Below are 25,780 nucleotides of genomic sequence, written 5' to 3'. Positions count from 1 at the left end.
ACTTACCACATCAAGTCGTCGGGAATTTGATAGTCCGCGTATGGATCGTCCTCTTCCGCTAGGTCGGTACTGCGTTCATTCTGCAGGACGACTCGGGCGGCGTCGCGTTGGGCAATCTTGTCCGCCACGGGCTTGGGGACAAGCTCATAGCGTTCACCTTCGGCCACGATCGCAATTTGGCCTCGAGCCAGCTGACCCTGCAGGGTTTCGTTGACGTAGAGCTTCTTGACCTTCTTCTCATGGGTAAAGGAGTAGGCAATCTCACCGTCTTTGCGGGCGATGGCATTTTGCTTAATCAGCTGCCGGATTTGTGCTTGAATCTCCTTGGCTTCCACCGCTTTCTGGCGCTCCTGATTCATGGCGCGATCGCGCTCGGCTTTTTCTGCGAGCTTTTGCTTGGCGGCGGCCTTGATCTCGTCTTCCTGCTGATGCCCCTTAGGGGTCTGTTTGGCCTTTTTGCGCTTTTCTTTGCTGATTGCTTTGGCCTTCTTTTGGTCGACCAAACCTGCGCCCATCAGCTGCTCTTGTAGGGATTTACTCATTTCCCAAAATCCTGCCTTGAAACCGAAAAGTCCATTATAAGCAAACTCCCGGCTCTGAAATAGGTCATGGAGAATCTTCTTCAAAACTAGGTGATCAGAACAGATCGATGAAGAGACGTACGAAGCTCGGTCTTTCGCGTCATCTCGCCTGCGTCAAAAGCGAGCCAGGAAAACTACTAGTTTTGGGGGGACATACTTGTCAGGTTCTCACGTAGTATTGGCACCTCACTTATCACACCTTTTATGGCTCTAGCCTCCAGTAACGACTAGCCCCTGTGTCCAACCAAGCCATTTACCAAATTGCCGATTTTCATCTTGACCTGAAGCGTCGTCAGTTGTGCTTTATGGACGCGCTAGTGAGCGATGATGAAAAGCTGATTCAATTGTTGTTGAGTCTGGTGGAAGCCTATCCACAATCCCTAAGCAAGCAAACCTTGCTGGATGAGGTCTGGGGGGAGGTTGTGGTATCGGAGGCCTCTCTGGCCAAGTTGGTTTCGGAAGGGAGGCGCTTGTTTAAGCAATACGCTCCTGATGTCGAGTTGGTTAAAACGGCACATGGCAAGGGGTATCGTTTGGGGCTTGAACCCCAACTGCAATCGCAACCAGTTGCTGAGTCTCGCGGAGATTGCGATCCGATCGCCGTCGTCACTCCTGCTTCACAAAGTCCTGAACATATTGCTTCAACCAAAGGTCGAGATGGGGCGTTTACCTGGATATTTATTCTGAGTCTGTTGCTGGCAGCAATACTGGCGTTTGCCGGCGGTGCTTATTTTTTCCCGAGAGAGAAAGAGCCGGATTCCATTGAAGGGCGATGGCAGCTCATTGATAACAATGTGGTGACTAAGACCGGCATTAACAGTGATGGGTTTCCCCATTGTGAAGATAATGTTGAGTATATGAATGCCAAGCTGGTGCGACGTGACGGGGCGTATTTTATGGTCACCCCATTGCTGGAAATTAATCTGGGCTTGAGTATTGAATACGGAAAAACCGTGTGGGCCAATTTCCATTATCGCGATGGTCACGGTACCACTAGAACACAGCTGGAACTGATCTTTGAAAGCCCAGGTAAAATGTTAGGTAAATCCAAATGGACATGGGAAATGGAGGGCACCGGCGTACTTTGTGAAGGTATCAGTACAATGGTCAGCGAGCGCTAATGTTGGGCTTACGCCCCCGAAAAGCCGATATGATAAGCGATTCATAATTTTTCAGAATTCATAAAAGCCTTTCAGGCCTTTCATTCTGGTCAGGCTTATCGTGTCGCTGTTGGTCGAGCGGCAGGGCTCTATGGATGCGCTATCTTATCCATCGAGCTGGTTTGAGAGTCCCTTCTGCCGTTTTGACCACGCTCTGAATATACATTTTCAATGTTAGGCGCTTTTTTCTTGTCTCGTTTTGTAGAGCTAGTGAGATGTGCTCAGAAGACATCCCACAGCGTTCAATGATCTAACCGTTTGAGTTCCATCAGTGGCTCAATAAAAACTCACTGATTTTCTCCAGAGCCAAGTCGGCTTCCGGCAAAAAGGGCGCGAAGCCCTGAAAGACGTGGGGCATGTCTGGCCACAAATCCACTTCCACTTCCGAACCTTGTTCTTTCGCCGCGTCGGCGAAAATAATGCTGTCACCGAGCAAGACTTCCCGTTCTCCTGTTTGCAACAAAGTGGGCGGCAGTTGGCTTAAATCGCCTTTTGATGGTGATACCAGCGGATCGTTTACATCGGCACCTTGAGTGTAGTTTTCGACAACTAATGGGAGCAGGTCGGCATTAATAATCGGGTCGATATCCTTGTTGGTGTGAACCGTTGGACTGGCAAAATCCAAACTGGTCGCGGGCGAAATGGCAGCGACCGCATCAGGCACACGAATGCCCTTTTGTTGCAGGGCTAAGACGAGGCTCAAGCTCAGATTACCCCCAGCAGAATCGCCGGAGACATAGATTTTTTCCGCGGTTGATTGTTCTTCCCGCCCGTTTTCCAGTAACCATTGATAACTGGCAATGCAATCATTTAAACCGTTCGGGAACGGAAACTCCGGTGCCAGGCGGTAAGCAATTGCCAGAACTTCACAGCCCGTCAGTTCTGCCAGACGTGAGGTGACCGAGCGATGACTTGTTGGGGAACCGGCCATCCAGGAGCCGCCGTGTATGTACAACAGACGTTTGCCGGGTGTGCTGTTAGGGGCAATCACCCATTCGGCTGTCACACTCAATTCACCCTCACTGGCAATAACCGGATAGATGCGAGATCGAATTGCGCTGATGCTTGGGTCTGCTGCGCAGTACATATCCAGCAGGGCCCGCTTGGCAACGGTTTCGCCTCCGGATTGGCGAGTGGCCGCGGATACGGCTTCCATATGTTCAATGACTTGTTGGTATTTTTGATCATCGATAGGCATCGTCAGGTTCCCTCGCCGTGTGTTCATTGCTATGTATGGTCATGCCGAGGACGGTGTTCCCCGGCGGTTTTCATTCAAATCTGCGTCGGGTATTCAGCGGTCGCTTTGATCACCCCAGCGCCCTTCGGCGGCCGCGGTAAAGACAACATCAGTCGAGCTGTTTAACGCGGTTTCCGCTGAATCTTGTATCACTCCGATAATAAAACCAACCGCAACCACTTGCATGGCGACATCGTTATCGATGCCAAATAGGCCGCATGCCAGAGGAATCAATAAGAGTGAGCCGCCGGCGACACCGGAAGCGCCACAGGCGCATACCGCTGCGACCACACTTAATAACAGAGCTGAGGCAATATCCACGTCAATGCCGAGTGTGTTGACGGCAGCCAGAGTCAGTACGGTTACCGTAATGGCGGCACCGGCCATATTGATGGTGGCGCCCAAAGGAATGGATACGGAATAGGTGTCTTCGTGCAGATCCAGTGTTTTACACAGGTTCATGTTGACGGGAATATTGGCCGCCGAGCTACGAGTAAAGAAGGCTGTGACACCACTTTCACGCAAGCAGCGGAACACCAGTGGGTATGGATTGCGACGGGTGCGAACAAAAACAATTACAGGGTTGACGATCAGCGCCATGATTAGCATAGCGCTGAGCAATACCATCAGTAGTTGAGCGTATTCGGCCAGTGCACTGAAACCGGTTGTGGCAATCACGCCGGCAACCAGACCGAAAATACCAATAGGGGCGAGGCGAATCAGAACCTTCACAACGGCGGTAACCGCATCGGCGCCGTCGGCCAGAAAGTTGCGGGTGTTGTCGCTGGCTTGACGAAATGCCAGACCGAGACCAATGGCCCACACCAGAATACCAATGAAGTTACCACTGCTGATGGCATTGATGGGGTTATCAACCATCTTCATCAACACACCTTGCAAGACTTGGGCAATCCCTTCGGGAGGGGTCAGTGAAGATTCATTGGTCACCAGCGTCAGGCTTACGGGAAAGGTAAAGCTCAACAGCACAGCAACAAAAGCGGCCGATACGGTACCAATCCCATACAGCACCAGAATGGGTTTCATATGTGTTTCTTGCCCCTTCTGATGGTTTGCTAAAGAAGACATTACCAGCACAAACACCAGTATGGGTGCCACGGCTTTTAATGCGCCGACGAATAAGGCGCCGAGCAAAGACAGCTTTTGGCTGAACTCAGGCAGCAGGCTACCGGCAATAATGCCCAGAACAATGCCGATGGCGATTTGCAACACCAATGAACCTTGTAAGAGGCGTTGAAAAGGAGATGGTGAGTGTGATGGAGAGGTAGCTGAGGTCATCGCGAACCCTATTATTTTGTGAGCAAAGCCGCCCTTGTGAGGCGTTTCAGTGTACGATTTTGTTCTAATCGATTTGTTAACACAACGATTGAGCCTGAAAATGATTCAATTTGCACTGTCTCGAGTGTTGACAGGCCCTACAATAAACGCCAGTTTTAAAATCAGACGCACTCCGTATAAGGGAATAGACCGATGAAAAGAATAACAATAACTGTAATCAGTATATTGCTGGTGTTGCTGCTCGCGATGGGTCTGCTGCGCTTGCTGGCGCCGCCAATGATTGAAAAAGATTTGAATAAAGTGATTCCACACGAACCCTGGCGCATTTCCGAACAAGCCAACGCCTTGCATGAAACCTTGTTAATTGGCGATTGGCACAGTGATTCCACATTATGGGATCGAGACTTGAATGCGCATGCCGATCGCGGCCATATGGATGTACCTCGCCTGCAGGCAGGTAATGTAGCGATGCAGATGTTCACCAGTGTGACCAAAAGCCCTTCTGGTCAAAATTATGATCGAAATGAAAGTTCTGCCGGCGATAACATCACCTTGTTGGCGGTGGTACAAGGTTGGCCAGTTCGTACTTGGAGCAGTTTAACGGAGCGCGCCTTATATCAGGCGGAGCGTTTGCAGGCAGTTGTCGATAGCAATCCCGGTGCTATCCAATTGGTGCGTAATCAGGCCGAGTTGCAAAACGTTTTGCAGCAACGTCAGCAGGGTAAGAAAACCATTGCGGCGCTGTTGGGCACCGAAGGCTCCCATGCTTTGGATGGTGAGCTGGGTAACATCCAACGCCTGTACGATGCGGGTTTTCGCATGATGGGTTTGCAGCATTTTTTCGATAATAAACTGGGGGGCTCACTTCACGGCACCAGTGGCGCCGGTCTCAGTGACTTTGGTCGAAAAGCAGTCGAGCAAATGGAGCAGCTGGAGATCATTGTGGATGTGGCGCATTCTTCTGAGGCGGTGGTACGGGATGTGCTCGCAATCGTGAATCGCCCCGTGGTGGTCAGCCACACCGGCTTTAATGGCCACTGCCCTGGCCCGCGCAATATTTCCGATGAGTTAATGCAGGCGATTGCCGCGAAGGGTGGTTTGATCGCGGTGGGGTATTGGGATGCAGCCGTGTGTGATATCAGCCCGGCGAATATTGTCAAAGCCATGCGCTTTGGTATCGATTTGCTTGGCCTAGAGCACATCAGCCTGGGGTCTGACTACGACGGTTCCACCGAAGTACAATTTGATACCTCTGAGTTGGCAATCCTGACCGAAGAAATGTTGAAAGCGGGTTTTACGGAAACTGAAATTCGCGCCGTGATGGGTGAGAATATGAAACGCTTCTTGATGAGTCACCTGCCCTCAAAGTAAGGCGGAGCGATGCCAGATTATGATGCGGTTATTATCGGTGCGGGCATAATTGGCGCCGCTACGGCTTGGCGCTTGCAACAGTGCAAGCCGGCGTGGCGAATAGCCGTTATTGAGAAAGAAAGTGCCTGTGCCCAGCATCAAAGTGGGCGTAATTCGGGGGTCATCCATGCCGGTGTTTACTACGCGCCCGGCAGTCTCAAGGCCAAACTTTGTGTGGCAGGCAACCAGCGCACCAAGGATTTTTGCCGGGAACATGACGTTGCCTTTGAGGAATGCGGAAAATTACTGGTGGCCTGCAGTGAGCGTGAATTGCAGGGGCTGGCCCAGCTTAAAACACGTGCCGAGCAAAATAGTCTGGAAGTCGATACGCTGGATGAGCGGCAACTTCGACAGCGCGAACCTCATATACAGGGTCTAGGCGCCCTCTTTGTGCCCGCCAGCGGCATTGTGGACTATGCCGAGATTTGTCGGGAGTTGCTGAATCAGTTTTGTGAGCATGGCGGTGAGGTTTTGTATCATCACCAGGTGCACCGTCTGGTCGAGGAGCACGCTGAGGTGCGATTGTTTTGTAAGGCGGCGAACGATTCTGAACATGTGATCTCCTGTCAGCAATTGATTGCCTGTTCCGGAATTCAGGCTGACAAGCTGGTGCAGAGTTTGGGGTTGGATCTGTCGTTTCGTATGATGCCCTTTCGTGGGGAATATTTTCAGCTCGCAGCGGAACACAATCAGATTATTCGCCACCTCATCTATCCCGTCCCCGACCCCAGTATGCCGTTTCTGGGGGTGCACCTTACCCGCATGATTGATGGTTCGGTGACGGTGGGACCAAATGCGGTATTGGCCCTTGGGCGCGAAGCCTATCGTAAAAGCCAAGTCTCATGGCCAGATCTCGCCTATATGGCGACGTATCCTGGCAGTTATCGTTTGCTGGGGCGTTTCTGGAAAGCGGGGCTGGGTGAGCTGCGGGACAGTCTGCTTAAAGGAGCATACCTGAAGCGTGTCCAGCAGTATTGCCCTGGTTTGAAGAAGGCGGACTTGAAACCCTATCGTGCCGGTATTCGTGCCCAGGCGGTAGACAGTCAAGGTCGTATGATTGACGACTTTTTGTTTGCCCGGGGTAAGCACAGTTTGGTGGTATGTAATGCGCCCTCACCGGCGGCCACCTCGGCCTTGCCGATTGCGGATCACATTCTGGCCGAACTGGGCTTACACTGAGGGTTGTCGTCACGGCGGTAGGCGCGATGTCAGGATCAGAGTTGATCAAAATAGCATCGCTTTTGCCTGGCCTTTCTGCTACTGTGCGCGCCCTTTATATGCCTAGTCCTGAGAAAAGCCATGAGTCACGAGTTCAAGCAATTAGCCCTGCGTCCGGAATTACTGGATAACCTCAATAGTCTGGGGTACCAGCAAATGACGGACATTCAGGCGGCCTGTTTGCCACTGGCTCTGGATGGCAAAGACTTGATTGCTCAGGCGAAGACCGGCAGCGGCAAAACCGCCGCTTTTGCGTTAGCGCTTTTGCAGCGCTTGAACGTAGAACGCTTTCGCATTCAAAGTCTGGTGCTGTGCCCCACTCGTGAGTTGGCGGATCAAGTGGCCAAGGAAATTCGTCGTTTGGCGCGCCGGGTTCATAACATCAAGGTGCTCACTCTCTGTGGCGGCATGCCTATTGGCCCACAAATCGGTTCCTTGGAGCACGGTGCCCATATTGTGGTGGGAACTCCGGGCCGCATTCAGGATCATTTGCGCAAGGGCACTTTAGATTTGGGAAATATTCACAGTCTGGTTCTGGATGAAGCTGATCGCATGTTGGATATGGGCTTTGCCGATGCCATCTCGGCAATTCTGGCAGAATGCCCATCTGAGCGACAAACCCAGCTTTATTCAGCAACTTACCCAGAAGGTATTGAGGCCATCAGCCGCCAGTATCAACGCGAACCCCAGCGAATCACTGTCAGTCGTACCCACAGCGAATCCAATATTGCCCAGCAGGCTTATGCGGTTGAAGGTGGTGAGCAGGAAAAAAACGATTTGAGTCATCGCTTACTGGCTCGCCAACAGCCCAGCTCCTGCGTTATTTTTTGCGCCACCAAAAAGCAAACTGTGGATATTGCGCAATCACTCAATGAGCAGGGTTGGTATTGTCTGGCTCTGCATGGTGATATGGAACAACGCGAGCGCGATTTGAGCCTGCTGCGCTTCGCCAACGGCAGTGCAACCGTTTTGGTGGCGACCGATGTTGCTGCACGCGGTCTGGATGTCGACACCGTTGAATTGGTGATTAACTACGATTTGCCAAGAGACGCCGAAGTGTATGTGCACCGGATCGGCCGTACGGGTCGAGCCGGTCGCAGTGGTTTAGCGGTGAGCCTGGTTAATGACAAACAGCGCCGTGCCATGGGTGACATTGAGAAGTATATTGGTCAGGACATCGAATGGGCAGAGCCAGCCGCGGTGGACGATATCTCGATGGTCGACCAGCGCCCAGCCATGATCACCATTGGTATGGACGCGGGAAAAAAGAACAAATTGCGTCCCGGTGATATTCTCGGGGCGTTGACCGGGGATGCCGGTATTGAAGGGAAATACGTTGGTAAGATTAACGTGTTACTGTTTCAATCTTATGTGGCTGTACAACGTGCCGTTGCCAATAAAGCGTTAAAGCAATTGCAGGCAGGCAAGATCAAAGGCCGTAAAATTAAGGTGCGTAAAATCAGTCGCCCGAATGTGTAACGATAAGCAAGAAGGGGCTCTCTTATGTCGACGGCCAGTGCTCGCCATATTTTGGTAAAAACCGAAGCTGAGGCGAACAAAATCAAACAGCAGCTTGCTCAGGGGAAAGACTTTGGGCAATTAGCCAAGCGGCACTCCACTTGCCCTTCGGGCAAAAAGGGAGGCAATCTCGGTGAGTTTCGTCGTGGGCAAATGGTTAAAGCCTTTGATGATGTGGTATTCAAAAAACCAATTCTCACCGTGCATGGGCCAGTCAAAACCAAGTTTGGTTATCATCTGATCGAAACGATTTATCGGGATTAAGCAAAGCAAATGACAACAGACATAAAACAAGCCGACTATACCAACCCGGAAGATGCCCAGGCCGTGGTCAACGTTTTGAACTCCTACGCCTGTGATCCGATGGGTGGCGGAGAAGCGTTGAGTGCGCAGGTGCAGGCGACGTTGGCTGATAGCCTTGCTGCAGTTCCTGGAGCGTTTTCGATCCTCGCGTATGTGGACGGTAAACCCGCGGGACTGGTTAATTGCTTTATGGGGTTTTCAACGTTTAAGTGTAAGCCGCTGGTGAACATTCATGACGTTGCTGTGGTGCCTGAATATCGAGGTCTGGGGCTGAGTCGTTTGATGATCGATAAAGTTGAGGGCATTGCACGTCAGCGTGGTTGCTGCAAACTGACCCTTGAGGTGTTGGAGGGTAACACCTTGGCGCAAGCGGCCTATCGCAAGTTTGGTTTCAGTGGCTATGAGTTGGATGACGCTCAGGGTAAAGCCATGTTTTGGGAAAAGACCTTGAGCTAAACCGCTATGTGCGAGTGTTAGAAAAACTTCTACCATTGTCACGCTGAGGAATTTTAAAATACGGAAGCCAAACCCAGGATAAGGCTTAGAATGGGGGCTGCGACGTATTAACTGGATACAACAATAATAATATTACCGCCACACTAGCCGGATCAGGAACGACGATGGATAGACGACATTTTTTACAGGCAACCGCTTTGCTTAGTGGTGCCTTTGCGACTCGGGCCTTGGCGGATCTATCCGGTTCGGTTCTATCGAATTCCAAAGACGCTCAACCGCTGCTGTCCGGCCCTTCAATCGGGGACTTCCCTGTTAGCTTATTTACGCCCCAAGCACGCGTTGATATCGCTGCAATGGTTGAAACCGTCATCCCTCGGACCGATACGCCGGGCGCTATCGATGCCGGCGTGCCCAATTTTGTTGAGCATATGGTTCAACATTGGTTGTCGGATGCCGAACGGCAGATTTTCTTGGACGGATTCGAAAAATTACGCACTTTCAGCCGGGCAGAATATTCACAAGCCTTTTCGAAACTGTCATCAGAACAACAGATCGATTTGTTAACGTCTCTTGAAGATGAGGCCAGCGATTCCCCTTGGTACGATTTTGCCAATGTACAGCGCCAATATGTGGAAGGCGCGCCCTTTATCTGCCAGTTGAAAGAACTGACCATTTTCGGCTTCTATTCTTCTGAGGTGGGTGCGACCCAGGTATTGAGACATGACCCAATGCCGATGCAGTTTGATGGTGAATTGGCACTTAAAGAAGACGACAGCACCTGGTCAATGATTCGCCTGATGTAGAGTGCCCCGCGCACAAATACGCATAAATTCCAATCAATGGACACGGGAATATACCTTGAGCAATAGCAATAAAAAATACGACGCGATTGTGGTCGGTTCGGGAATTTCAGGTGGTTGGGCAGCAAAAGAACTGTGTGAAAAGGGTTTAAGAGTACTGCTGCTTGAGCGTGGTCGCAATATTGAGCACGGTCTCGATTATCTTGGGGAACATGCGCCCCCTTGGAAGATACCGTTTGCAAATAAAGCAGATCGCAAATCCTATGAAGATGATTATCCCATTCAAAGTAAATGTTATGCCTTTGATGCGGCGACGAAAGACTTTTTTAGCAAGGACAGCGATGCTCCTTACCAGCAGGATTCAGATAAACCCTACGAATGGATTCGCGCAAACGGTGTCGGTGGTCGCTCGCTGATTTGGGGGCGGCAGAGTTATCGTTGGAGCGACTTCGATTTTAAGGCCAATAAAGAAGATGGTCACGGTTGTGAGTGGCCCATCGCGTACGATGATATTAAAGATTGGTACAGCTATGTGGAGCGCTTCGTCGGTATTTCTGGAGCGAAAGAAGGTTTGGCTGAATTGCCCGACAGCGAGTTCCTTCCACCAATGGAAATGTACGCCATTGAAAAAACCATTCAAGGTCGACTGAAAAAATACATGCCTGAGGTCACCATGACCATGGGGCGTACAGCCATTTTAAGCCAGAATCACAATGGTCGCGCTGCTTGTCATTATTGTGGTCCTTGCCCTCGAGGTTGCTCGACAGGCAGTTACTTCAGCAGCCAGGTGTCCACGCTTCCGGCCGCGCAGGCAACTGGGAATCTGGAATTGCGACCTTACAGTGTGGTTGAGAAACTGGAGTACGATGCGGAGAAAAACCGGGTTTCTGCCGTTCAAGTAATCGATGCCGAAAGTAAGGAGCGTTTGAGTTTTTCTGCTGACTTGGTGTTTCTCTGTGCATCCACTCTGGGCAGCACTCAAATATTATTAAATTCAAAGTCGGAACATTTTCCGAACGGTTTGGCGAATCGCAGTGGTACCCTTGGGCACTATTTGATGGATCATTTCAAAATGCAGCACGTGGCGGTATTTGCAGATAACCTTGATCACTATTATAAGGGCTTTCGTCCGACCGGCAGCTATATCCCTCGTTTTAAGAATCTCCCTGGGAAAGAGAAGGCCTCCTATCTTCGTGGCTTTGGTGTGCAGGCCGATCCAGTTCGACCCGATTGGCGTTTTCATTTTAATCAGAAAGGTTTTGGTAAGGGACTGAAAGATACTTTGCGAAAGCCTGCCCCATATTGGATTTGGGTGCTTGGAGCCTTTGGTGAATGTTTGCCAAGCTACGACAATAAAGTCAGCCTGGATGAAGATAATCTGGACCCGTACGGTATCCCGCAAATTAGAGTCTCAATGAGCTTTGGTGACAATGAACACAAGATGGCGAAAGATATTATCCAAAGCGGAGAGAAAATTTTTAAAGCAGCCGGGGCGGTATACATTGAAACCTCAGACAAAATGAGCGTGCCCGGCAGTGCGATTCATGAGATGGGAACGGCCAGAATGGGCAAAGACCCGAAGACCTCAGTTTTGAATAAATGGAACCAAAGCCATGATGTGCCCAATTTATTTGTGACTGACGGTTCCTGCATGGCTTCCAGCTCATGCGTTAACCCTTCGCTGACTTATATGGCGTTGACAGCGAGAGCCTGTGACTACGCGGTTAAACAATGGCAGCAGGGAAATATCTAAACACATTCGGATTTTTCATTCAGGAAAGTAAAAAATGCTAAAGCTATTACGCACGATTCTGATATTTACCCTGATCGCCGTGTTGTCGATTGCGGCTTATGTGACTTATCAGTTATGGCGTTATGAGGTGTTCAAAACGCCGGTTTATGAACAGACGGCTCCCGAGCTTCCCGAAATGCCTTCAACGACGAGCGTATTGTTGTTTTCCAAAACCAACAGCTTTCGCCATTTGGAAGCCATTCCGGCTGCCGAGGCCTTGTTTCAAGAATTCGCTGACAAACATCAATGGGATCTTTTCATTACAGAAAATGCAGCAGTTCATCGTTCGGATTTATTGAATCAATTTGATCTCATTGTGTGGAACAATGTCACTGGTGATGTGCTTACCGAAGCACAACGAACCGCGCTGAAACAGCATATGTTGAAAGGCGGCCGATTTCTCGCTTTGCATGGCACGGGAGGAAATGAACATTACGATTGGTCCTGGTTCCCGAAACAGTTGATTAAATCCCAGTTTATCGGCCACCCGATGTTTCCGCAGTTTCGGGATGGGACGCTGACGATTGAAAACCGTACCCACCCTGCCACCGCTCACCTTCCCGAAACCAAGGCCTGGCATGAAGAGTGGTACAGTTTTGATACGAGCCCCCGAGATGATGTCAATGTGCTGATCAGTGTCGATGAAAACGGATACGATGTGCCAGAGTCTTTGAAGATGGGTGAGGATCACCCCTTGGTTTGGCACCATAAAGTTGGGGATGGCACAGTGTTTTTCAGTGCTTTAGGGCATCTGGCTGAGGCTTATGATGATAAGGAATACCAAACCTTGCTTGAGAATGCTTCGATCTGGTTGCTGCATCAGTAAATTATTTTCGCCGGCCTCATGATGTGCGCCGGCGTTGCCGTAACCACACCATTAAAGCCAAGGCGATTCCTGCCATCACGGCGCTGGCTTCAAAAAACGCCCAGCGCGGATAATAAACGGATAACGCCTTAAACCCGGAGTAGAGATAATAAAGGGGCTCCACTTTAGTAAAGTGGTACAGCTTGAATAAAGCGTCGCTGGTGCTTGGTAGCAGGAACAGCAGAAAAATGCTCAACAGCATTCCGTAAGAAATAGAGCGTAAGCAAAACGGCAAATCACAATCCTCACTGTTGAATGATCTGTTGTCATTCTATCGTAAGAATCGTCGGTCAACTCTTCGATTTCAAAATAGATGGGTTGTTTTTGGTGGAAAATCTATCACGGGATAGCTTTTTATAGCAAAGGGCTATGCTTGTGATGGCCATTCATTGAGGTTGTCATGATGGCTGTTGATGGAGAGGAATTAGGCGACAAAATATCAGCAAAGGAAAGAAAGTTCTTGCAATGCTAATGATAACAATTATCATTAGCAAAGGTTGAGTGTTAGCGATAACGTCAACCGGAAGCGGCTTGTGCCACTTCTCCTTATCAGGCTAATCACGGTTGTCGGTCACCTTCGGGTGACCGTTTTTTTATCGCTCGGTTTTATTCTGCTTTTTCCAGGCGCTCGGCCTGAGACCATACCAGCGTTCAAAGGCGCGACCGAAAGCGGTTTGGCTTGAATACCCCAGGGTCTCGCTGAGATGGCTGACTGAAATGTCTGAGGTTAAGAGCTTTTCCTTGGCAATGGCCTTGCGCTGCTGGTCGAGAATATTCTGAAATGTTTGCTCTTCTTTGATGAGCCGGTATTGCAGTTGTTGTTTACTCAGACCCAGGCTATGAGCCACCCCCTCTATAGTGCAGCTTTGGTTTCCAAGGCGAGTCGCAATAGTGCTTGCCACTTTGTCACTCGTACTTTGTGGGAGCCTTTCAAACAGCTCTTCGACATGTTCCAGCACGCTCATATAGAAGAGTTCGCTGTGATTGGGGAGGGGCAAATCAAGCAGCTTTCGTTCATAAACAATGGCATTGCTATCGTGGTTGAAGACTACTGGAGCCCCCAACAACTGGCGATAAGCATCATTGGGCATGGGGTTCGCGTGTGCGAGATACACGGTTTTGATCGCGTTCGCCTGTCGGGTTAGTGTTCTGACGATATTGCAACTGATCCCAATGGCCATATCGATGGTGGTGGCCGCGTCTTCTATGCCTCCAGTGACTTGAAAGGTATAGATTGCCAGGCGCTCGCTTTCCTCTAGAGAATGCCGAATACCTTCGGCGTGTAACTGGAAAAAGTGGATGCCGTTGAGTACGGCGGAGCGAACGTCCGGCGATGTTTCCATCAGAACCCCAATCAGCCCAAGGGTATGGTAGCTCTGCTGTTTAGCGAGTTTAAGGCCAAAACAGGGGTCCCCACAGCGCTCGGCGCTGAGGGTCAGCAGGCGGTTCAACTGTGTTGAGAATATCTGGCCTTGTTGTGAGCGCAGTTGCTCAATATCGAGCCCACACTCGCTCAGCAAGGTTTGAGCATCAATACCATAGCGCTCAATGAGCTGTAGGTATCCATGCAGTGCGGTGATATTGGTTTGGCTGTCCATGGTATGAGAAAATTCTTAAGTTCATATCAAATATAATATTTACAAGTCTAAATGTAACATGTATGTCGCTTGGCTTTGTATCCTGTTGCTGGCCACCTGTTTTCAGGTTCGGCTGGTTAGAGAACAGATACGCAATGGGACAATGATGACGATTAAAAAAGTGGCAGCCATTCAAATGGAATCTCGCATCGGGAACCTGGACTACAACCTTTCTCATGTTCGAGAACTGGCCCTTGAAGCAATAGAGCAAGGCGCAGAAATTATTGCCTTGCCGGAATTTTTTACGACATCCATCGCCCTGGATGATCGCGTGTATGCGGCGGTGCTTCCCCCTGAAAATCCAGCTCTGGATTTGTTGATGGAGTTGGCGGCAGACCACAATGTTTTGATCGGTGGTTCGTATCTGGAAAAGCGTGGCGCAGAGGTTTACAACAGTTACAAGTTGGTCGGCCCTGAAGGGCTCATTGGTCACCATGATAAAGATCAGCCAACGATGATTGAAAATGCGTTTTATATTGGTGGGGATACGACAGGCATTCATCAAACCCGGTTCGGGCGAGTCGGAACGGCCGTTTGTTGGGAAACGATTCGCTCGCGCACCGTCGCGAGGCTGGCCAATAACATTGATTTTTTAATGACTGGCAGCCATTGGTGGACAAGTGCACAGAATTGGACGGCGTTAAGCTCTATTGGGGAATCAGTTGATGCGGAAAGTCGCGCGACATTGTTTGACGCTCCGGGTAAGCTGTCGCGATATTTAAAAGTGGCGAATATTCACGCTTCTCATTGTGGCAAATTACATGGGGGCTTTCCTTTGTTGCCGATGCAGTCTTTGGCGATCCCAATGGAAACGACATTAATTGGCGAGGCTCAGATTATCGACCGTAACGGGCAGATCGTTGCTCGCCGAAGGGAAAGTGAAGGGGCGGGTATCGTTTCAGCGACGTTGGATTTGCGCCCTCGAGAAGAAGAGCCAATCATTCCCGATGGGTTTTGGATATCAAAACCGGGCTTATTCATTAATCTGTCTTGGTGGCAACAAAACTGGGTGGGAAAGCGGATTTATAAGCAGGCGAAAAAAGAAGGCAAGTTTTGAAAATGTTGAAGTGCTATAAACGCACTTCAACACCTTGCTCACGCATATACTGTTTGGCTTGCGGTACACTGTATTCGCCAAAGTGAAAAATGCTGGCTGCTAATACCGCATCCGCTTTGCCCTGTTTTACGCCGTCCACTAAATGTTGCAGATTGCCCACTCCGCCGGAGGCAATCACCGGCACGTGCACGGCTTCACTGATGGCTGACGTGACATCGAGATCAAAACCATTTTTCATGCCGTCTTGATCCATACTGGTCAATAAAATTTCGCCGGCGCCATAGGCCGTCATTTTTTTTGCCCATTCCACGGCATCAATGCCAGTGGCTTTACGCCCACCATGAGTGAAAATTTCCCAGCGTTTGCGTTCGCCTGCTGCGCTGACGCACTTTGCATCGATCGCGACAACGATACACTGGGAGCCAAAGCGATCGGCGGCTTCTTTTACAAAATCCGGATTGAAAATAGCGGCCGAATTAATGCTGACTTTATCGGCGCCGGCATTGAGCATGGTGCGAATATCGTCAACGGTGCGAATACCTCCCCCTACCGTGAGTGGAATAAACACTTCACTGGCAATTTTTTCAACGGTATGCACAGTTGTGTCTCGACCTTCATGGGTAGCGGTAATGTCGAGAAAGGTGATTTCATCGGCACCCTGCTCATTGTAACGTTTGGAGACTTCCACTGGGTCGCCGGCATCACGAATATCCACAAACTGTACGCCTTTCACCACGCGGCCGTTTTCTACATCCAGGCAAGGAATGATGCGTTTTGCTAAAGCCATGGGATACCTTTTTTATTGATCGCAAAAGCTCTGGGCTTCGGCCATGTTCAATGTGCCTTCGTAAATAGCGCGGCCGGTAATCGCGCCACAAATACCTTTATCGGCAACGTCTTTAAGGGCACGAATATCGTCCATATTCGTGACACCCCCTGAAGCGATAACGGGAATACTGGATGCTTGTGCCATGGTTACAGTGGCCTCAACATTGACACCCTGCATCATGCCATCGCGAGCGATGTCGGTGTACACAATAGAACTGACACCATCTTGCTCAAAACGCTTGGCCAGTTCAGTTGCTTTTACTTCGGAAACCTCTGCCCAGCCATCGGTGGCTACCAGACCATCCTTTGCGTCCAGGCCAACGATAATATGGCCGGCAAATTGTTTGCACATGTCGGTGACAAATTCAGGTTCTTTCACGGCTTTGGTACCGATAATCACGTAATCGACACCGGCATTGAGGTAATATTCGATGGTGTCGGCGCTGCGAATACCGCCGCCAATTTGAATGGGCAGCTCCGGGTGGGCTTTGGCAATAGCGGTAACCACATCGCCATTAACCGGTTTGCCTTCAAAGGCGCCATTGAGGTCTACCAAGTGCAAACGGCGGCAACCCTGTTCAACCCACTGCGTCGCCATGGCGGCAGGGTCATCTGAAAACACTGTGGAATCTTCCATCAGGCCCTGACGTAAACGTACACAGGCGCCGTCTTTTAAATCAATCGCTGGAATAATTAACATGCTATGGTTCTCGTATAATTTTGTTATGAGTCAGTTTGCCACTGACTGAAATTCTTTAACAATTGCAGGCCATTGCTGTGGCTCTTTTCTGGATGGAATTGCACGGCGGCCAGATTGTCTTTTGCCAGCACCACATCGAATTCCAAGCCGTATTGGCACTGCCCGATGACCACCTCGGGATTGTCGCTCTTGGCGTAATAACTGTGCACGAAATAAAAGTGCGAGTGGTTATCTATATTGTGCCAGAGAGGATGCTCAGCATTCTGTTGTACGGTGTTCCAGCCCATATGTGGGACTTTCAAGCGCTCGCCGTTCTCGGTGAGATCGTCTCCAAAAAAGGTTACTTGGCCGGGCAGTTGATCGATGGCATCGACGCCACCGTTTTCTTCACTGTGGCTCATCAGAGCCTGCATGCCGACGCAAATTCCCAGGACGGGTTTGCCATCGGAAATTAATTCCGGCACGAGTTTATGAAAATTCAGACGCTTAATTTCGGCCATGCAGTCTCGCATGGCGCCCACACCGGGAAAGATGATTCGTTCGGCGTTGCCGATCACTTCGGCGTCACTGCTGATCACAATATCGTGATTGGGGGCCACATGTTCCAACGCGCTAGCGACAGAGTGGAGGTTGCCCATGCCGTAATCAATAACGGCGATTGTTGCTTTGCTCATGGCGATTACTAATATGTATTTTTATGCTTGGCCTGGTGGGGCATCAGGGCTGTAGGGCGCCGTGAACCCATCCCTGTGGGCTTGGTCTTTCGCTTCCGACGAAAGACGCCTTCGGCCCCAATGCCCCACCAGGTCTCAGTGCAGAACTTCAACTACAAAGTTCTATTTATAAACTGCCCTTGGTCGACGGCATCATGCCCGCCATACGTGGATCGGTTTCCAGAGCCATGCGCAGGGCACGACCAAAGGCTTTGTATACGGTTTCGATCTGGTGGTGGGCATTCGCGCCACGCAGACAATCAATGTGCAAGGTAACCTGTGCGTGATTTACAAAGCCGTGGAAGAATTCACTGAACAATTCCGTATCGAAGGCCCCAACCCGCTTTTGAGTAAATGGCACATTCATGACGAGGCCCGGGCGGCCGGAAAAGTCGATCACTACGCGGCTCAACGCTTCGTCCAAGGGGACATAGGCGTGGCCATAGCGGCGGATACCTTTTTTGTCACCCACGGCCTGGGCAATGGCTTGACCCAGAGTGATACCAATATCTTCCACGGTATGGTGATCATCGATATGGGTGTCACCATCACACTGAATATCAAGATCGATCAGACCGTGGCGGGCAATCTGATCCATCATATGCTCTAGAAAAGGAACCCCGGTATCAAACTGGCCTTTGCCAGTGCCGTCCAGGTTCAGGCTAACGCTAATCTTGGTTTCCAGTGTGTCGCGTTTTACGCTGGCACAACGATCGGACATGTTTCTATCCTCGGTAAGCAGCTGGCTCCAGCCCGCCTGGACCAGCAAAAAGAGGCCGGATTATAGCCTCTCAGCCTGTTCGTACCAAGGCACATGTATCGAGAGCCACCCCATTAGACGAATGATTATTGCGTCCGATGATGTTTACCTTGGGAATTGAAGTGTTATAACATAACAGCATGAAGTTCTCTCTGTCTCGATTTTTGCCCCAATCACTCTGGCTATTCGTTCTAGCCAGTGCTTTGCTGTGGGGACAAATCGTCAATGCTCAGCACATCCATTTGGAGAACCATGCCCCCCATGAGTGTATTAGCTGCCAGCAGCTGAACACCAGTGAGGCGGCAGCAAGTCCCCCGCTCCTGTTCTCTCAAACTGAGACCGCTGAGCCTGGCTTTTCTGAGAAAGACAACGCCCCCCTTGCGTCGGCTCTGACTTTCAATGCAATTCGAGCGCCGCCGTCCATCTAGGCTCCCTTGAGCCCTTCCTGATTGTTGAAACACTCGGCTAAGCCTTGGGCTTATCGCCGTATCTTTACTTTGGCGCCCCGCGCCCGAAATTGAATTTGGAAGACCGATGAACAAGCGTCCATTATGCGCAGCAATTGCTGTAGCAAGCTCTTTGATGATTGCAAGTACTAACTTACAGGCTGAGGCTGCACCAGGTATCAGCCAACATGCCGAGCACCAAAACACCATTGAAGAAGTGATTGTCAGTGCTTCACCGCTGGATAAAACCCACTCGGACAATACCCGTCCTGCGGCGATTATGAGTGGCGACCAATTGCGCCAGGCGGCGGCCGCGACCCTAGGGGAAACCCTGAAGGGGCAATTGGGGGTTGCGAGTGCCTCTTTCGGTCCAGGTGTCGGGACACCCGTCATTCGTGGCCAGCAGGGTAATCGCGTAAAAGTGATGCAGGACAATCTTGACACTCTGGATGCGGCCAACGCCTCCTCCGACCACGCCAATGCGGTTGAGGCCTTATTGGCTGAGCGTATTGAGGTGCTGCGCGGCCCCCAGACTCTGCGCTACGGCAGCGGCGCCATCGGTGGTGTGATCAACGTCATCGACAATCGCATTCCCTCGTCAGTCCCTAATGAGATCAACGGGAGTGTCGAAACGCGTTACAACAGTGTGAACGAAGAAAGTGCGACGGTATTTAAAATTGAAGGTGGTTCTGGAAACCTGGCCTGGCATCTGGATGGCTTGTACCGCAGCAGTGACGATGTGGACATTCCCGGCTACGCCGATATCCATGGTGACGAACATCCGGAAGACACAAGCAACGGTTTTATCGAAAACAGTGACAGTGAAAGCAAGAGCGTTACGGGTGGTCTGAGCTGGGTCGGTAATGACGGAAGTTTTATGGGTTTCAGTGTGAGCCGCCTGGACAATGAATACGGGATTCCCGCTGGCGCTCATGCCCATGAGGATGAAGAAGAGCACGATCATGATGAAGATCATGACGAGGACGAGCATGGCCATGAAGACGAAGATGAGCACGGTCATGGGGAAGAAAATGTCCGTATCGATATGGAACAAACCCGTTACGACATCAAAGGCCAGTTTCTCAAGCCAATAAGTGGTATTGAGAAAATGACCCTACGCTTGGGGTATGTGGATTATCAGCACAAAGAATTGGAAGGTGCAGAGATTGGTACCGTGTTTGACAGTGAAGCCTTCGAGGGTCGCATCGAAATGGTTCACAACCGTTGGATGGATGGCAAAGCGCGCGGTGCTTTCGGCTTGCAGTTTCTGGACAAAGACTTTCAAGCAGTCGGTGCCGAAGCCTTTATTCCTGGCAGCACCACCGAGAACGTCGGTGTCTTCTTGATCGAAGAATGGGATTTCGACAGCTGGTTACTGGAAGCGGGTGCTCGTCTTGAGCGCACGGAAGTGGATGCCCAGGGTCACAGCACCGTAGATTTCAATACACACAGCTTAAGTCTGGCAGCCCAGTATCGTTTCAGTGATCAACAGCAACTCAATTTGGTGCTGAGTCGCGCTCAGCGTGCGCCTTCCGTCGAAGAGTTGTTCTCTGATGGTGTCCATGTGGCCACCCAAAGCTACGAATTGGGTAATGCGGATCTGGATGAAGAGACGAGCCACAATATCGAATTCGGTTACAAATATCATGTGCCAATGGGAAGTGATTATATCGAACTGGATATCGGTGTTTTCTACAATGATATTCACGATTTTATTTACCGGGATAACACCGGTGACCTCCGTGAAGAGCAACCTCTTTTCCAATATCGCCAACAAGGCGCCGAGTTCTCGGGTGTTGAAGCGGCTCTGACCTTACCGATTTATCGCGCAGAGGGGCACAGCTGGGACGTTCAGTTTTTTGCTGACAGCGTAAGAGCCGAACTGGATTCTGGAGAAGATGTGCCTCGTATTACTCCACGTCGTTTGGGGATGCAGGTCGATTATCACGGTGAGCTGGCGTCCAATCCTTTTGATGCCCAATTGCGCTTCACTCATGTGGCGGAACAGGACCGCCCCGGGCGCAACGAAGAAACAACAGAGAGCTACAAGCGCCTGGATGCGAAATTGAATTACCGTATAGAAAGCGGTCAGGGTGAGTGGACAGTGTTTGTACGTGGCGACAATCTTTTGGACGAAGAGATTCGCAATGCGAGTTCCTTCCTGAGAGAGATCGCGCCCGAACCGGGCCGGGGCGTGACTTTGGGTGCGCGCTTTAGCTTCTAAATAAAACACCGAATGGTTGGCCTGTCGATAAGCCTGAGCTGTTTTCAGCTCAGGCTTATCGACCTGAACAGTTTTAGGTGTAAACAATGTGAATTCTTTGTGGAGTTTTTCATTAGCCCGCCACCATGGGGAGGTCACTTTCAAGGATTCTCTCCGATTTTTTCGGTAAATGCGCAGAATATGACGGCAAATTGCAAGCGGATTGGCTTGTCCTTCTGACCTCCGTGAAGTTTTGTAAAAACCCGCCGTTCGGGCGCTCTACCCCCACCTTTTTCCCTTTTCCCAAATCCTCTACACTCGCCACTTAATTCTGATTCAGACTGAATAACAGTGGGCAGTTTAGATGCGTAAAAAATGGATATCCGTCGCGATTGTCGCGGCCTTCGCTATGTTGATTTTCGTGATCAGCAGTAATCCGCCATCGGCAAAACGACGGGGTGGTAAGCCTCCGGCTGACATCGCCGTGGATGTACAAGCCATTGAGGCACGCGAATATGCCATCCAGTTGGACAGTTATGGTCTGATTCGTCCACGTACACAAACCCAGTTGCTGCCTGAAGTCTCTGCTCGCATCACCTGGGTCAGTCCCCAGTTTCGCGCGGGTGGTTTCTTCGAAGCGGGCGAAGCGCTTTTGCGCTTGGAAGACCGGGATTATCAAGTTGCCCTGGTAAAAGCCCGAGCCAGTCTGGCCAGTGCAGAGCAATTGCTCAGTGAAGAAGAAGCCAGAGTTAAGCAGGCGAAAGCGGATTGGAAACGCTCCGGTAAAAAAGGCGAGGCGCCAGATATCGTTACACGTAAACCCCAGTTGCTGGCGGCACAGGCGAATGTGCAGTCGGCTGAAGCCAGCCTCAGTCAGGCTGAGCTGGATGTGGAGCGCACCCATATTCGCGCGCCTTTTGCTGGACGGGTGTTGAGTAAATCCGTTGACTTAGGGCAGTTTGTCTCGAGCGGGACGGTGTTAGCGACGATATACGGAGTCGATACAATTGAGGTCAGGCTACCAATCAAAAGTCGCGACTTGGCCTATATTCAACTGCCGGAGCGCTATCGTTTCAATCAAAGCTCGGAAGAAAAGCCCTCTGTCGAGTTTATATCGACCTTGATCCGCCCGGAGCATTGGTTTGGTCAGGTGATCGAAACCGAAGGTGCCATCGACAGTGGCAGTCGGCAGCTTTATGTTATTGCCGAAATCAAAGACCCATACGGTGCGGCGGCATTGAGTGATGGGGATCAGAAAAAGGCACCATTAAAAATAGGTCAATATGTGCAAGCCAAAATCAGTGGTAAAACACTGAACAATGCCATCGTGATTCCCAATCGTGTGATTTACCAAGGCAGTTATGTTTATGTGGAAGTGGATGGCACTTTGCAGCGACGAAATATTCATATTGCTTGGCAGAACGAACACGAGGCCTTGATTGATGATGGGCTGCAGGTAGGCGATAACTTGGTTGTGACCAGTCTCGGTCAGCTGCCATCCGGCACAGCGGTGCGAGTGATTACAGACAAGCCCGAACAGCGTCGAGCCGTCTCCGGTCGACAAGGTCAAGGCCCGCAGCTGGGTAAGCCCCGACAGGCAGGTGAGCGTGGGCAGAAAAAATCCTCGGAAAGGCGCCGCACGAACGCCCCCGAAGCGCATGTTCAGCGAGGTGATTCATGATTGCCTGGTTTACCAAAAATCATGTTGCGGCCAATTTATTGATGATCGTTATCGTCATCGCTGGTGTGTTCTCTTTGAAAACCCAGGTGCCGCTGGAAATCTTCCCAAGCGTTGAACCCAATATTATCAATGTGTCGGTGAGTTTACGTGGGTCCAGCCCGGAAGACGCCGAGCAGGGTTTGGCCATGCGGATTGAAAATGCGGTGGCTGATCTCGAAGGCATCAAGGAATTGAGTAGTCGTTCTGTAGAAGGTGGTAGTACCGTTAGCATCGAAGTTGATGACAGTTACGATCCGCGTGAATTGTTGGCCGATGTAAAAGCACGGGTAGATGAAATCAATACCTTTCCAGTAGAAGCTGAAAAGCCGGTTGTAGCCTTGGCGATTCGCAAACGGGAAGTCATTACGGTCGCAATTTCCGGAAAGCTCAGCGAACAGGAGCTGCGACATTATGCCGAGAAAGTTCGTGACGATTTACTGCAGTTGCCAGGCATTACTCAACTGGAGTTGGTGGGCGTGCGCAATTATGAAATGACGGTAGAAGTCAGTAAAAATACTCTGCGTGAGTATGATCTGGCCCTGGATGATATCGCAAACAAAGTGGGCGATGACTCTCTCGACCTTTCAGCGGGTAATGTGAAAACTGACGTAGGTGAAATACTGGTGCGCTCGAAAGGCCAGGCCTATGTGCGTAATGAGTTTGAAAGCATTCCCGTGAAAACCAACAGCGATGGCAGTGTGATAGCGTTAGGCACCGTCGCGACCGTTCGAGATGGCTTTGAAGAAACACCTCTGCGCAGTCGATTCAATGGTGAGCTCGCCGTGATGATCGAGGTGTATCGTGTTGGTGATCAAAGTGCAATCGAAGTTGCAGAAAAAGTAAGGAACTATATCGCTGAGCAACAAGAGCGTTTGCCGGCTGGAATGTCCCTGAGTTATTGGGATGACGATTCTGAAATTGTCAAAGGTCGCCTCAGTACCTTGATCAGCAATGCTATGCAAGGTGGCATTTTGGTTCTGGCATTACTAAGCCTGTTTTTACGGCCGTCGATTGCCTTTTGGGTGTTCCTGGGCATTCCTGTGAGTTTCATGGGCGCGTTTATTTTTATGCCCTTTTTTGGTGTCACTCTGAATGTCATGTCGTTGTTCGGTTTTATTCTGGTGCTGGGCATCGTGGTAGATGATGCCATTGTGACGGGAGAAAATGTCTACAGTCATCTCGAGCGCAGCGACAACGGTATGGAGGCTGCGATTCGAGGTACCGGAGAAGTGGCGGTGCCGGTAACCTTCGGTATTCTGACAACTGTCGCCGCATTTATGCCTATTGCGTTTATGGAAGGGCGCCGTGGCGCATTCTTTGCCCAGATTCCGTTTATCGTCGTACCGGTGCTGATTTTCTCTTTGATTGAATCAAAATTTGTATTGCCTGCACACTTGAAAAATGTTCGCTTTCGAGAAGAGCGAGGCCGTCTTTCACGCTGGCAGCGGAACTTTGCTAAAGGTTTCGAGCGTTTTATTATCACCTCGTATCAACCCGTGCTGGCGATCGCCCTGCGTAATCGTTTGAATACACTGCTGTTGTTCTGTGGAGTATTTGGCTTAATTCTAACGTTGATCATGACCGGTTGGACGAAGTTTATCTTTTTTCCGCGCATCCAGAGTGACACGGCAAGGGCGACGGTTGTTATGCCCGCAGGGACGGCGTTCGAAGTGACGGATCAAGTCGTTCTGAATATGGTCAATGCCGCCAGAAATATCCAAGACCGATATCGAGATGATGAGACCGGCGAAAGTGTGATACTGAATATCTATTCCAGTACAGGACACCGAGGGCAAGCTGAAAATGGCAATGTACGCTTTGAATTGGTGCCTTCTGAAAAACGCGATCCGGAGTTGAGTACTGCACATTTGGTTAAAGAATGGCGTCAGCTTATTGGTGAGGTTCCTGGTTCAGAGTCATTGACGTTTCGGGCAGAGATTGGCCGCAGCAGCGACCCTATTGATGTGCGTATGAGCTCCAGCAATGCTAACGATCTGGAAAAGATGGCCGGGCAGTTGAAGGAGCGCTTGGCTACTTATCCCACGGTTTTCGATATATCGGATAATTTGTCGGACGGCAAGGAAGAGCTGCGCCTTGAATTGACACAGCAAGCAAAAACCTTGGGCATCAGCCGTAGCCAGATCATTCGACAAGTGCGGCAAAGTTTCTTCGGCATTGAAGTTCAGCGTATTCAACGTGGCCGTGATGAAGTGAGAGTGATGGTTCGTTTGCCGGCGGATGAACGTCGGGCGATCAGTGATCTTCGAAATATTGATATTAAAACGCCGGCCGGTTTGATTCCTCTTGATGAGCTGGCGCAGCTGATTCCTGATCGGGGGGCGGCCGCAATCTACCGAATTAATCAGCGTCGTACAGCCAGCGTTGTCGCAGACTTCGACAAAGGCAGTACCAATGCCACCGTGTTGTATCGTGATCTGTCTGAATTTCTTAATGAACTGAGTCAACAATACCCAGGTTCAAGTTTCAGTTTGGAAGGTGAAGCTCAGGAACAGCGCGAATCGTTCTCCTCTCTGGGCATCGGTATTGCTCTGGTGTTGTTTGTGATCTATGCGTTGCTGGCGATCCCTTTTGGTTCATATTCTCAACCCTTGATTGTGATGTCGATCATTCCTTTCGGGGCCATTGGGGCAATCGTTGGGCATTGGATTATGGGAATGGATCTCACCATCATGAGTTTACTTGGGTTGTTGGCTCTGGTGGGGGTTGTCGTAAACGATAGTCTTGTTTTGGTTGAATTCTGCAACCGGCGTCGTGAAGAGCTGGCAAAAACCATGTCATCTGCTCAAGCTTTGATGGAGTCGGTATTACAGGCAGGTGCAGCGCGTTTCCGCCCGGTGATGCTGACTTCTCTGACGACGTTTTTGGGTTTGATGCCGCTACTGTTTGAGAAAGCCGTTCAGGCGCAATTCTTGATTCCGATGGCAGTCTCGTTGGGCTTCGGTATTCTATTTGCGACCCTGGTCACGTTGATTCTCGTTCCCGTCAATATATTGTTATTGGAGAGCGCTAAGGATTTTCTCAAAGACAAACCGGCGCCAGTTGTACAGCCCTGAATCAGA

At 50.4% G+C, this 25,780-nt stretch carries 22 protein-coding genes; 13 read left to right on the top strand and 9 right to left on the bottom strand.

Annotation, left to right across the window (positions count from 1 at the left end):
• Window positions 1-2: 2 nt before the first annotated feature.
• Window positions 3-542 (bottom strand): DUF2058 domain-containing protein, encoded by a 540-nt coding sequence (locus ABWW03_RS03300; protein WP_353406340.1) that lies wholly within the window; start codon window positions 540-542, stop codon window positions 3-5.
• 275 nt (window positions 543-817) lie between these two features.
• On the opposite strand from ABWW03_RS03300, the gene ABWW03_RS03295 reads away from it, so the two are divergent.
• Window positions 818-1,702, top strand: a complete 885-nt coding sequence (locus tag ABWW03_RS03295; protein WP_353406339.1) for a winged helix-turn-helix domain-containing protein — start codon at window positions 818-820, stop codon at window positions 1,700-1,702.
• Between the two features lie 307 nt (window positions 1,703-2,009).
• On the opposite strand, the gene ABWW03_RS03290 is transcribed toward ABWW03_RS03295, so the two are convergent.
• Window positions 2,010-2,939, bottom strand: a complete 930-nt coding sequence (locus tag ABWW03_RS03290) for an alpha/beta hydrolase (RefSeq protein ID WP_353406338.1) — start codon at window positions 2,937-2,939, stop codon at window positions 2,010-2,012.
• A gap of 93 nt (window positions 2,940-3,032) precedes the next feature.
• Complete coding sequence (gene sstT / locus ABWW03_RS03285; protein WP_353406337.1) at window positions 3,033-4,274, bottom strand: serine/threonine transporter SstT; 1,242 nt, start codon at window positions 4,272-4,274, stop codon at window positions 3,033-3,035.
• 192 nt (window positions 4,275-4,466) lie between these two features.
• Here sstT and ABWW03_RS03280 point away from each other — a divergent pair, with 192 nt between their 5' ends.
• The 8 genes from ABWW03_RS03280 (at window position 4,467) to ABWW03_RS03245 (ending at window position 12,597) form a co-directional block, all read left to right on the top strand.
• Window positions 4,467-5,645: a dipeptidase gene (locus ABWW03_RS03280; protein ID WP_353406336.1), complete on the top strand. Its 1,179-nt coding sequence runs from the start codon at window positions 4,467-4,469 to the stop codon at window positions 5,643-5,645.
• 9 nt (window positions 5,646-5,654) lie between these two features.
• The gene (gene lhgO / locus ABWW03_RS03275; RefSeq protein ID WP_353406335.1) at window positions 5,655-6,863 is read left to right on the top strand and encodes an L-2-hydroxyglutarate oxidase; all 1,209 of its coding nucleotides are present in this window, start codon (window positions 5,655-5,657) and stop codon (window positions 6,861-6,863) included.
• A 120-nt stretch (window positions 6,864-6,983) separates the two neighbouring features.
• Entirely contained in the window at window positions 6,984-8,381 is a 1,398-nt protein-coding gene (gene dbpA / locus ABWW03_RS03270; RefSeq protein WP_353406333.1) for an ATP-dependent RNA helicase DbpA, read from the top strand.
• 24 nt (window positions 8,382-8,405) lie between these two features.
• Complete coding sequence (locus ABWW03_RS03265) at window positions 8,406-8,684, top strand: peptidylprolyl isomerase (RefSeq protein WP_353406332.1); 279 nt, start codon at window positions 8,406-8,408, stop codon at window positions 8,682-8,684.
• A gap of 9 nt (window positions 8,685-8,693) precedes the next feature.
• Window positions 8,694-9,179 carry a GNAT family N-acetyltransferase gene (locus ABWW03_RS03260; protein WP_353406330.1) on the top strand — a complete coding sequence of 162 codons (486 nt, stop codon included), beginning with the start codon at window positions 8,694-8,696 and terminating at the stop codon, window positions 9,177-9,179.
• Between the two features lie 164 nt (window positions 9,180-9,343).
• A complete protein-coding gene (locus tag ABWW03_RS03255) occupies window positions 9,344-9,982 on the top strand; it encodes a gluconate 2-dehydrogenase subunit 3 family protein (protein ID WP_353406328.1) in 639 nt (212 codons plus the stop codon).
• Window positions 9,983-10,037: 55 nt separating this feature from the next.
• Window positions 10,038-11,732 carry a GMC family oxidoreductase gene (locus ABWW03_RS03250; protein WP_353406326.1) on the top strand — a complete coding sequence of 565 codons (1,695 nt, stop codon included), beginning with the start codon at window positions 10,038-10,040 and terminating at the stop codon, window positions 11,730-11,732.
• 34 nt (window positions 11,733-11,766) lie between these two features.
• Window positions 11,767-12,597 carry a ThuA domain-containing protein gene (locus ABWW03_RS03245; RefSeq protein WP_353406324.1) on the top strand — a complete coding sequence of 277 codons (831 nt, stop codon included), beginning with the start codon at window positions 11,767-11,769 and terminating at the stop codon, window positions 12,595-12,597.
• 16 nt (window positions 12,598-12,613) lie between these two features.
• Here the strand turns inward: ABWW03_RS03245 and ABWW03_RS03240 are convergent, their stop codons facing one another.
• Window positions 12,614-12,832 carry a hypothetical protein gene (locus ABWW03_RS03240; RefSeq protein WP_353406323.1) on the bottom strand — a complete coding sequence of 73 codons (219 nt, stop codon included), beginning with the start codon at window positions 12,830-12,832 and terminating at the stop codon, window positions 12,614-12,616.
• A 397-nt stretch (window positions 12,833-13,229) separates the two neighbouring features.
• A complete protein-coding gene (locus tag ABWW03_RS03235; RefSeq protein ID WP_353406322.1) occupies window positions 13,230-14,234 on the bottom strand; it encodes an AraC family transcriptional regulator in 1,005 nt (334 codons plus the stop codon).
• A gap of 145 nt (window positions 14,235-14,379) precedes the next feature.
• Here ABWW03_RS03235 and ABWW03_RS03230 point away from each other — a divergent pair, with 145 nt between their 5' ends.
• The gene (locus ABWW03_RS03230; protein WP_353406321.1) at window positions 14,380-15,330 is read left to right on the top strand and encodes a carbon-nitrogen hydrolase family protein; all 951 of its coding nucleotides are present in this window, start codon (window positions 14,380-14,382) and stop codon (window positions 15,328-15,330) included.
• 13 nt (window positions 15,331-15,343) lie between these two features.
• Here the strand turns inward: ABWW03_RS03230 and hisF are convergent, their stop codons facing one another.
• The 4 genes from hisF to hisB form a co-directional block, all read right to left on the bottom strand.
• The gene (gene hisF, locus ABWW03_RS03225; protein WP_353406320.1) at window positions 15,344-16,117 is read right to left on the bottom strand and encodes an imidazole glycerol phosphate synthase subunit HisF; all 774 of its coding nucleotides are present in this window, start codon (window positions 16,115-16,117) and stop codon (window positions 15,344-15,346) included.
• Window positions 16,118-16,129: 12 nt separating this feature from the next.
• Complete coding sequence (hisA, locus tag ABWW03_RS03220; protein WP_353406319.1) at window positions 16,130-16,858, bottom strand: 1-(5-phosphoribosyl)-5-[(5-phosphoribosylamino)methylideneamino]imidazole-4-carboxamide isomerase; 729 nt, start codon at window positions 16,856-16,858, stop codon at window positions 16,130-16,132.
• A gap of 23 nt (window positions 16,859-16,881) precedes the next feature.
• Window positions 16,882-17,532, bottom strand: coding sequence for an imidazole glycerol phosphate synthase subunit HisH (gene hisH, locus ABWW03_RS03215; protein ID WP_353406318.1), 651 nt, complete (start codon window positions 17,530-17,532; stop codon window positions 16,882-16,884).
• A gap of 166 nt (window positions 17,533-17,698) precedes the next feature.
• Window positions 17,699-18,292 carry an imidazoleglycerol-phosphate dehydratase HisB gene (hisB, locus tag ABWW03_RS03210; RefSeq protein WP_166851445.1) on the bottom strand — a complete coding sequence of 198 codons (594 nt, stop codon included), beginning with the start codon at window positions 18,290-18,292 and terminating at the stop codon, window positions 17,699-17,701.
• Window positions 18,293-18,865: 573 nt separating this feature from the next.
• Here hisB and ABWW03_RS03205 point away from each other — a divergent pair.
• From ABWW03_RS03205 to ABWW03_RS03195, 3 genes are all read left to right on the top strand, one after another.
• Window positions 18,866-21,001, top strand: a complete 2,136-nt coding sequence (locus ABWW03_RS03205; RefSeq protein WP_353406316.1) for a TonB-dependent receptor — start codon at window positions 18,866-18,868, stop codon at window positions 20,999-21,001.
• A gap of 343 nt (window positions 21,002-21,344) precedes the next feature.
• Window positions 21,345-22,661 (top strand): efflux RND transporter periplasmic adaptor subunit, encoded by a 1,317-nt coding sequence (locus tag ABWW03_RS03200; RefSeq protein ID WP_353406315.1) that lies wholly within the window; start codon window positions 21,345-21,347, stop codon window positions 22,659-22,661.
• Window positions 22,658-25,774, top strand: coding sequence for an efflux RND transporter permease subunit (locus ABWW03_RS03195; protein ID WP_353406314.1), 3,117 nt, complete (start codon window positions 22,658-22,660; stop codon window positions 25,772-25,774). Before ABWW03_RS03200 ends, ABWW03_RS03195 begins: the two co-directional genes overlap by 4 nt.
• The last annotated feature ends 6 nt before the right edge of the window (window positions 25,775-25,780 follow it).

The organism is Pseudoteredinibacter isoporae (genome assembly GCF_040372805.1).
Classification (GTDB): Bacteria; Pseudomonadota; Gammaproteobacteria; order Pseudomonadales; family Cellvibrionaceae; genus Pseudoteredinibacter; species Pseudoteredinibacter isoporae_A.
Note: the sequence above shows the minus strand (reverse complement) of the source record. Positions and strands in the feature narration are given on the sequence as shown.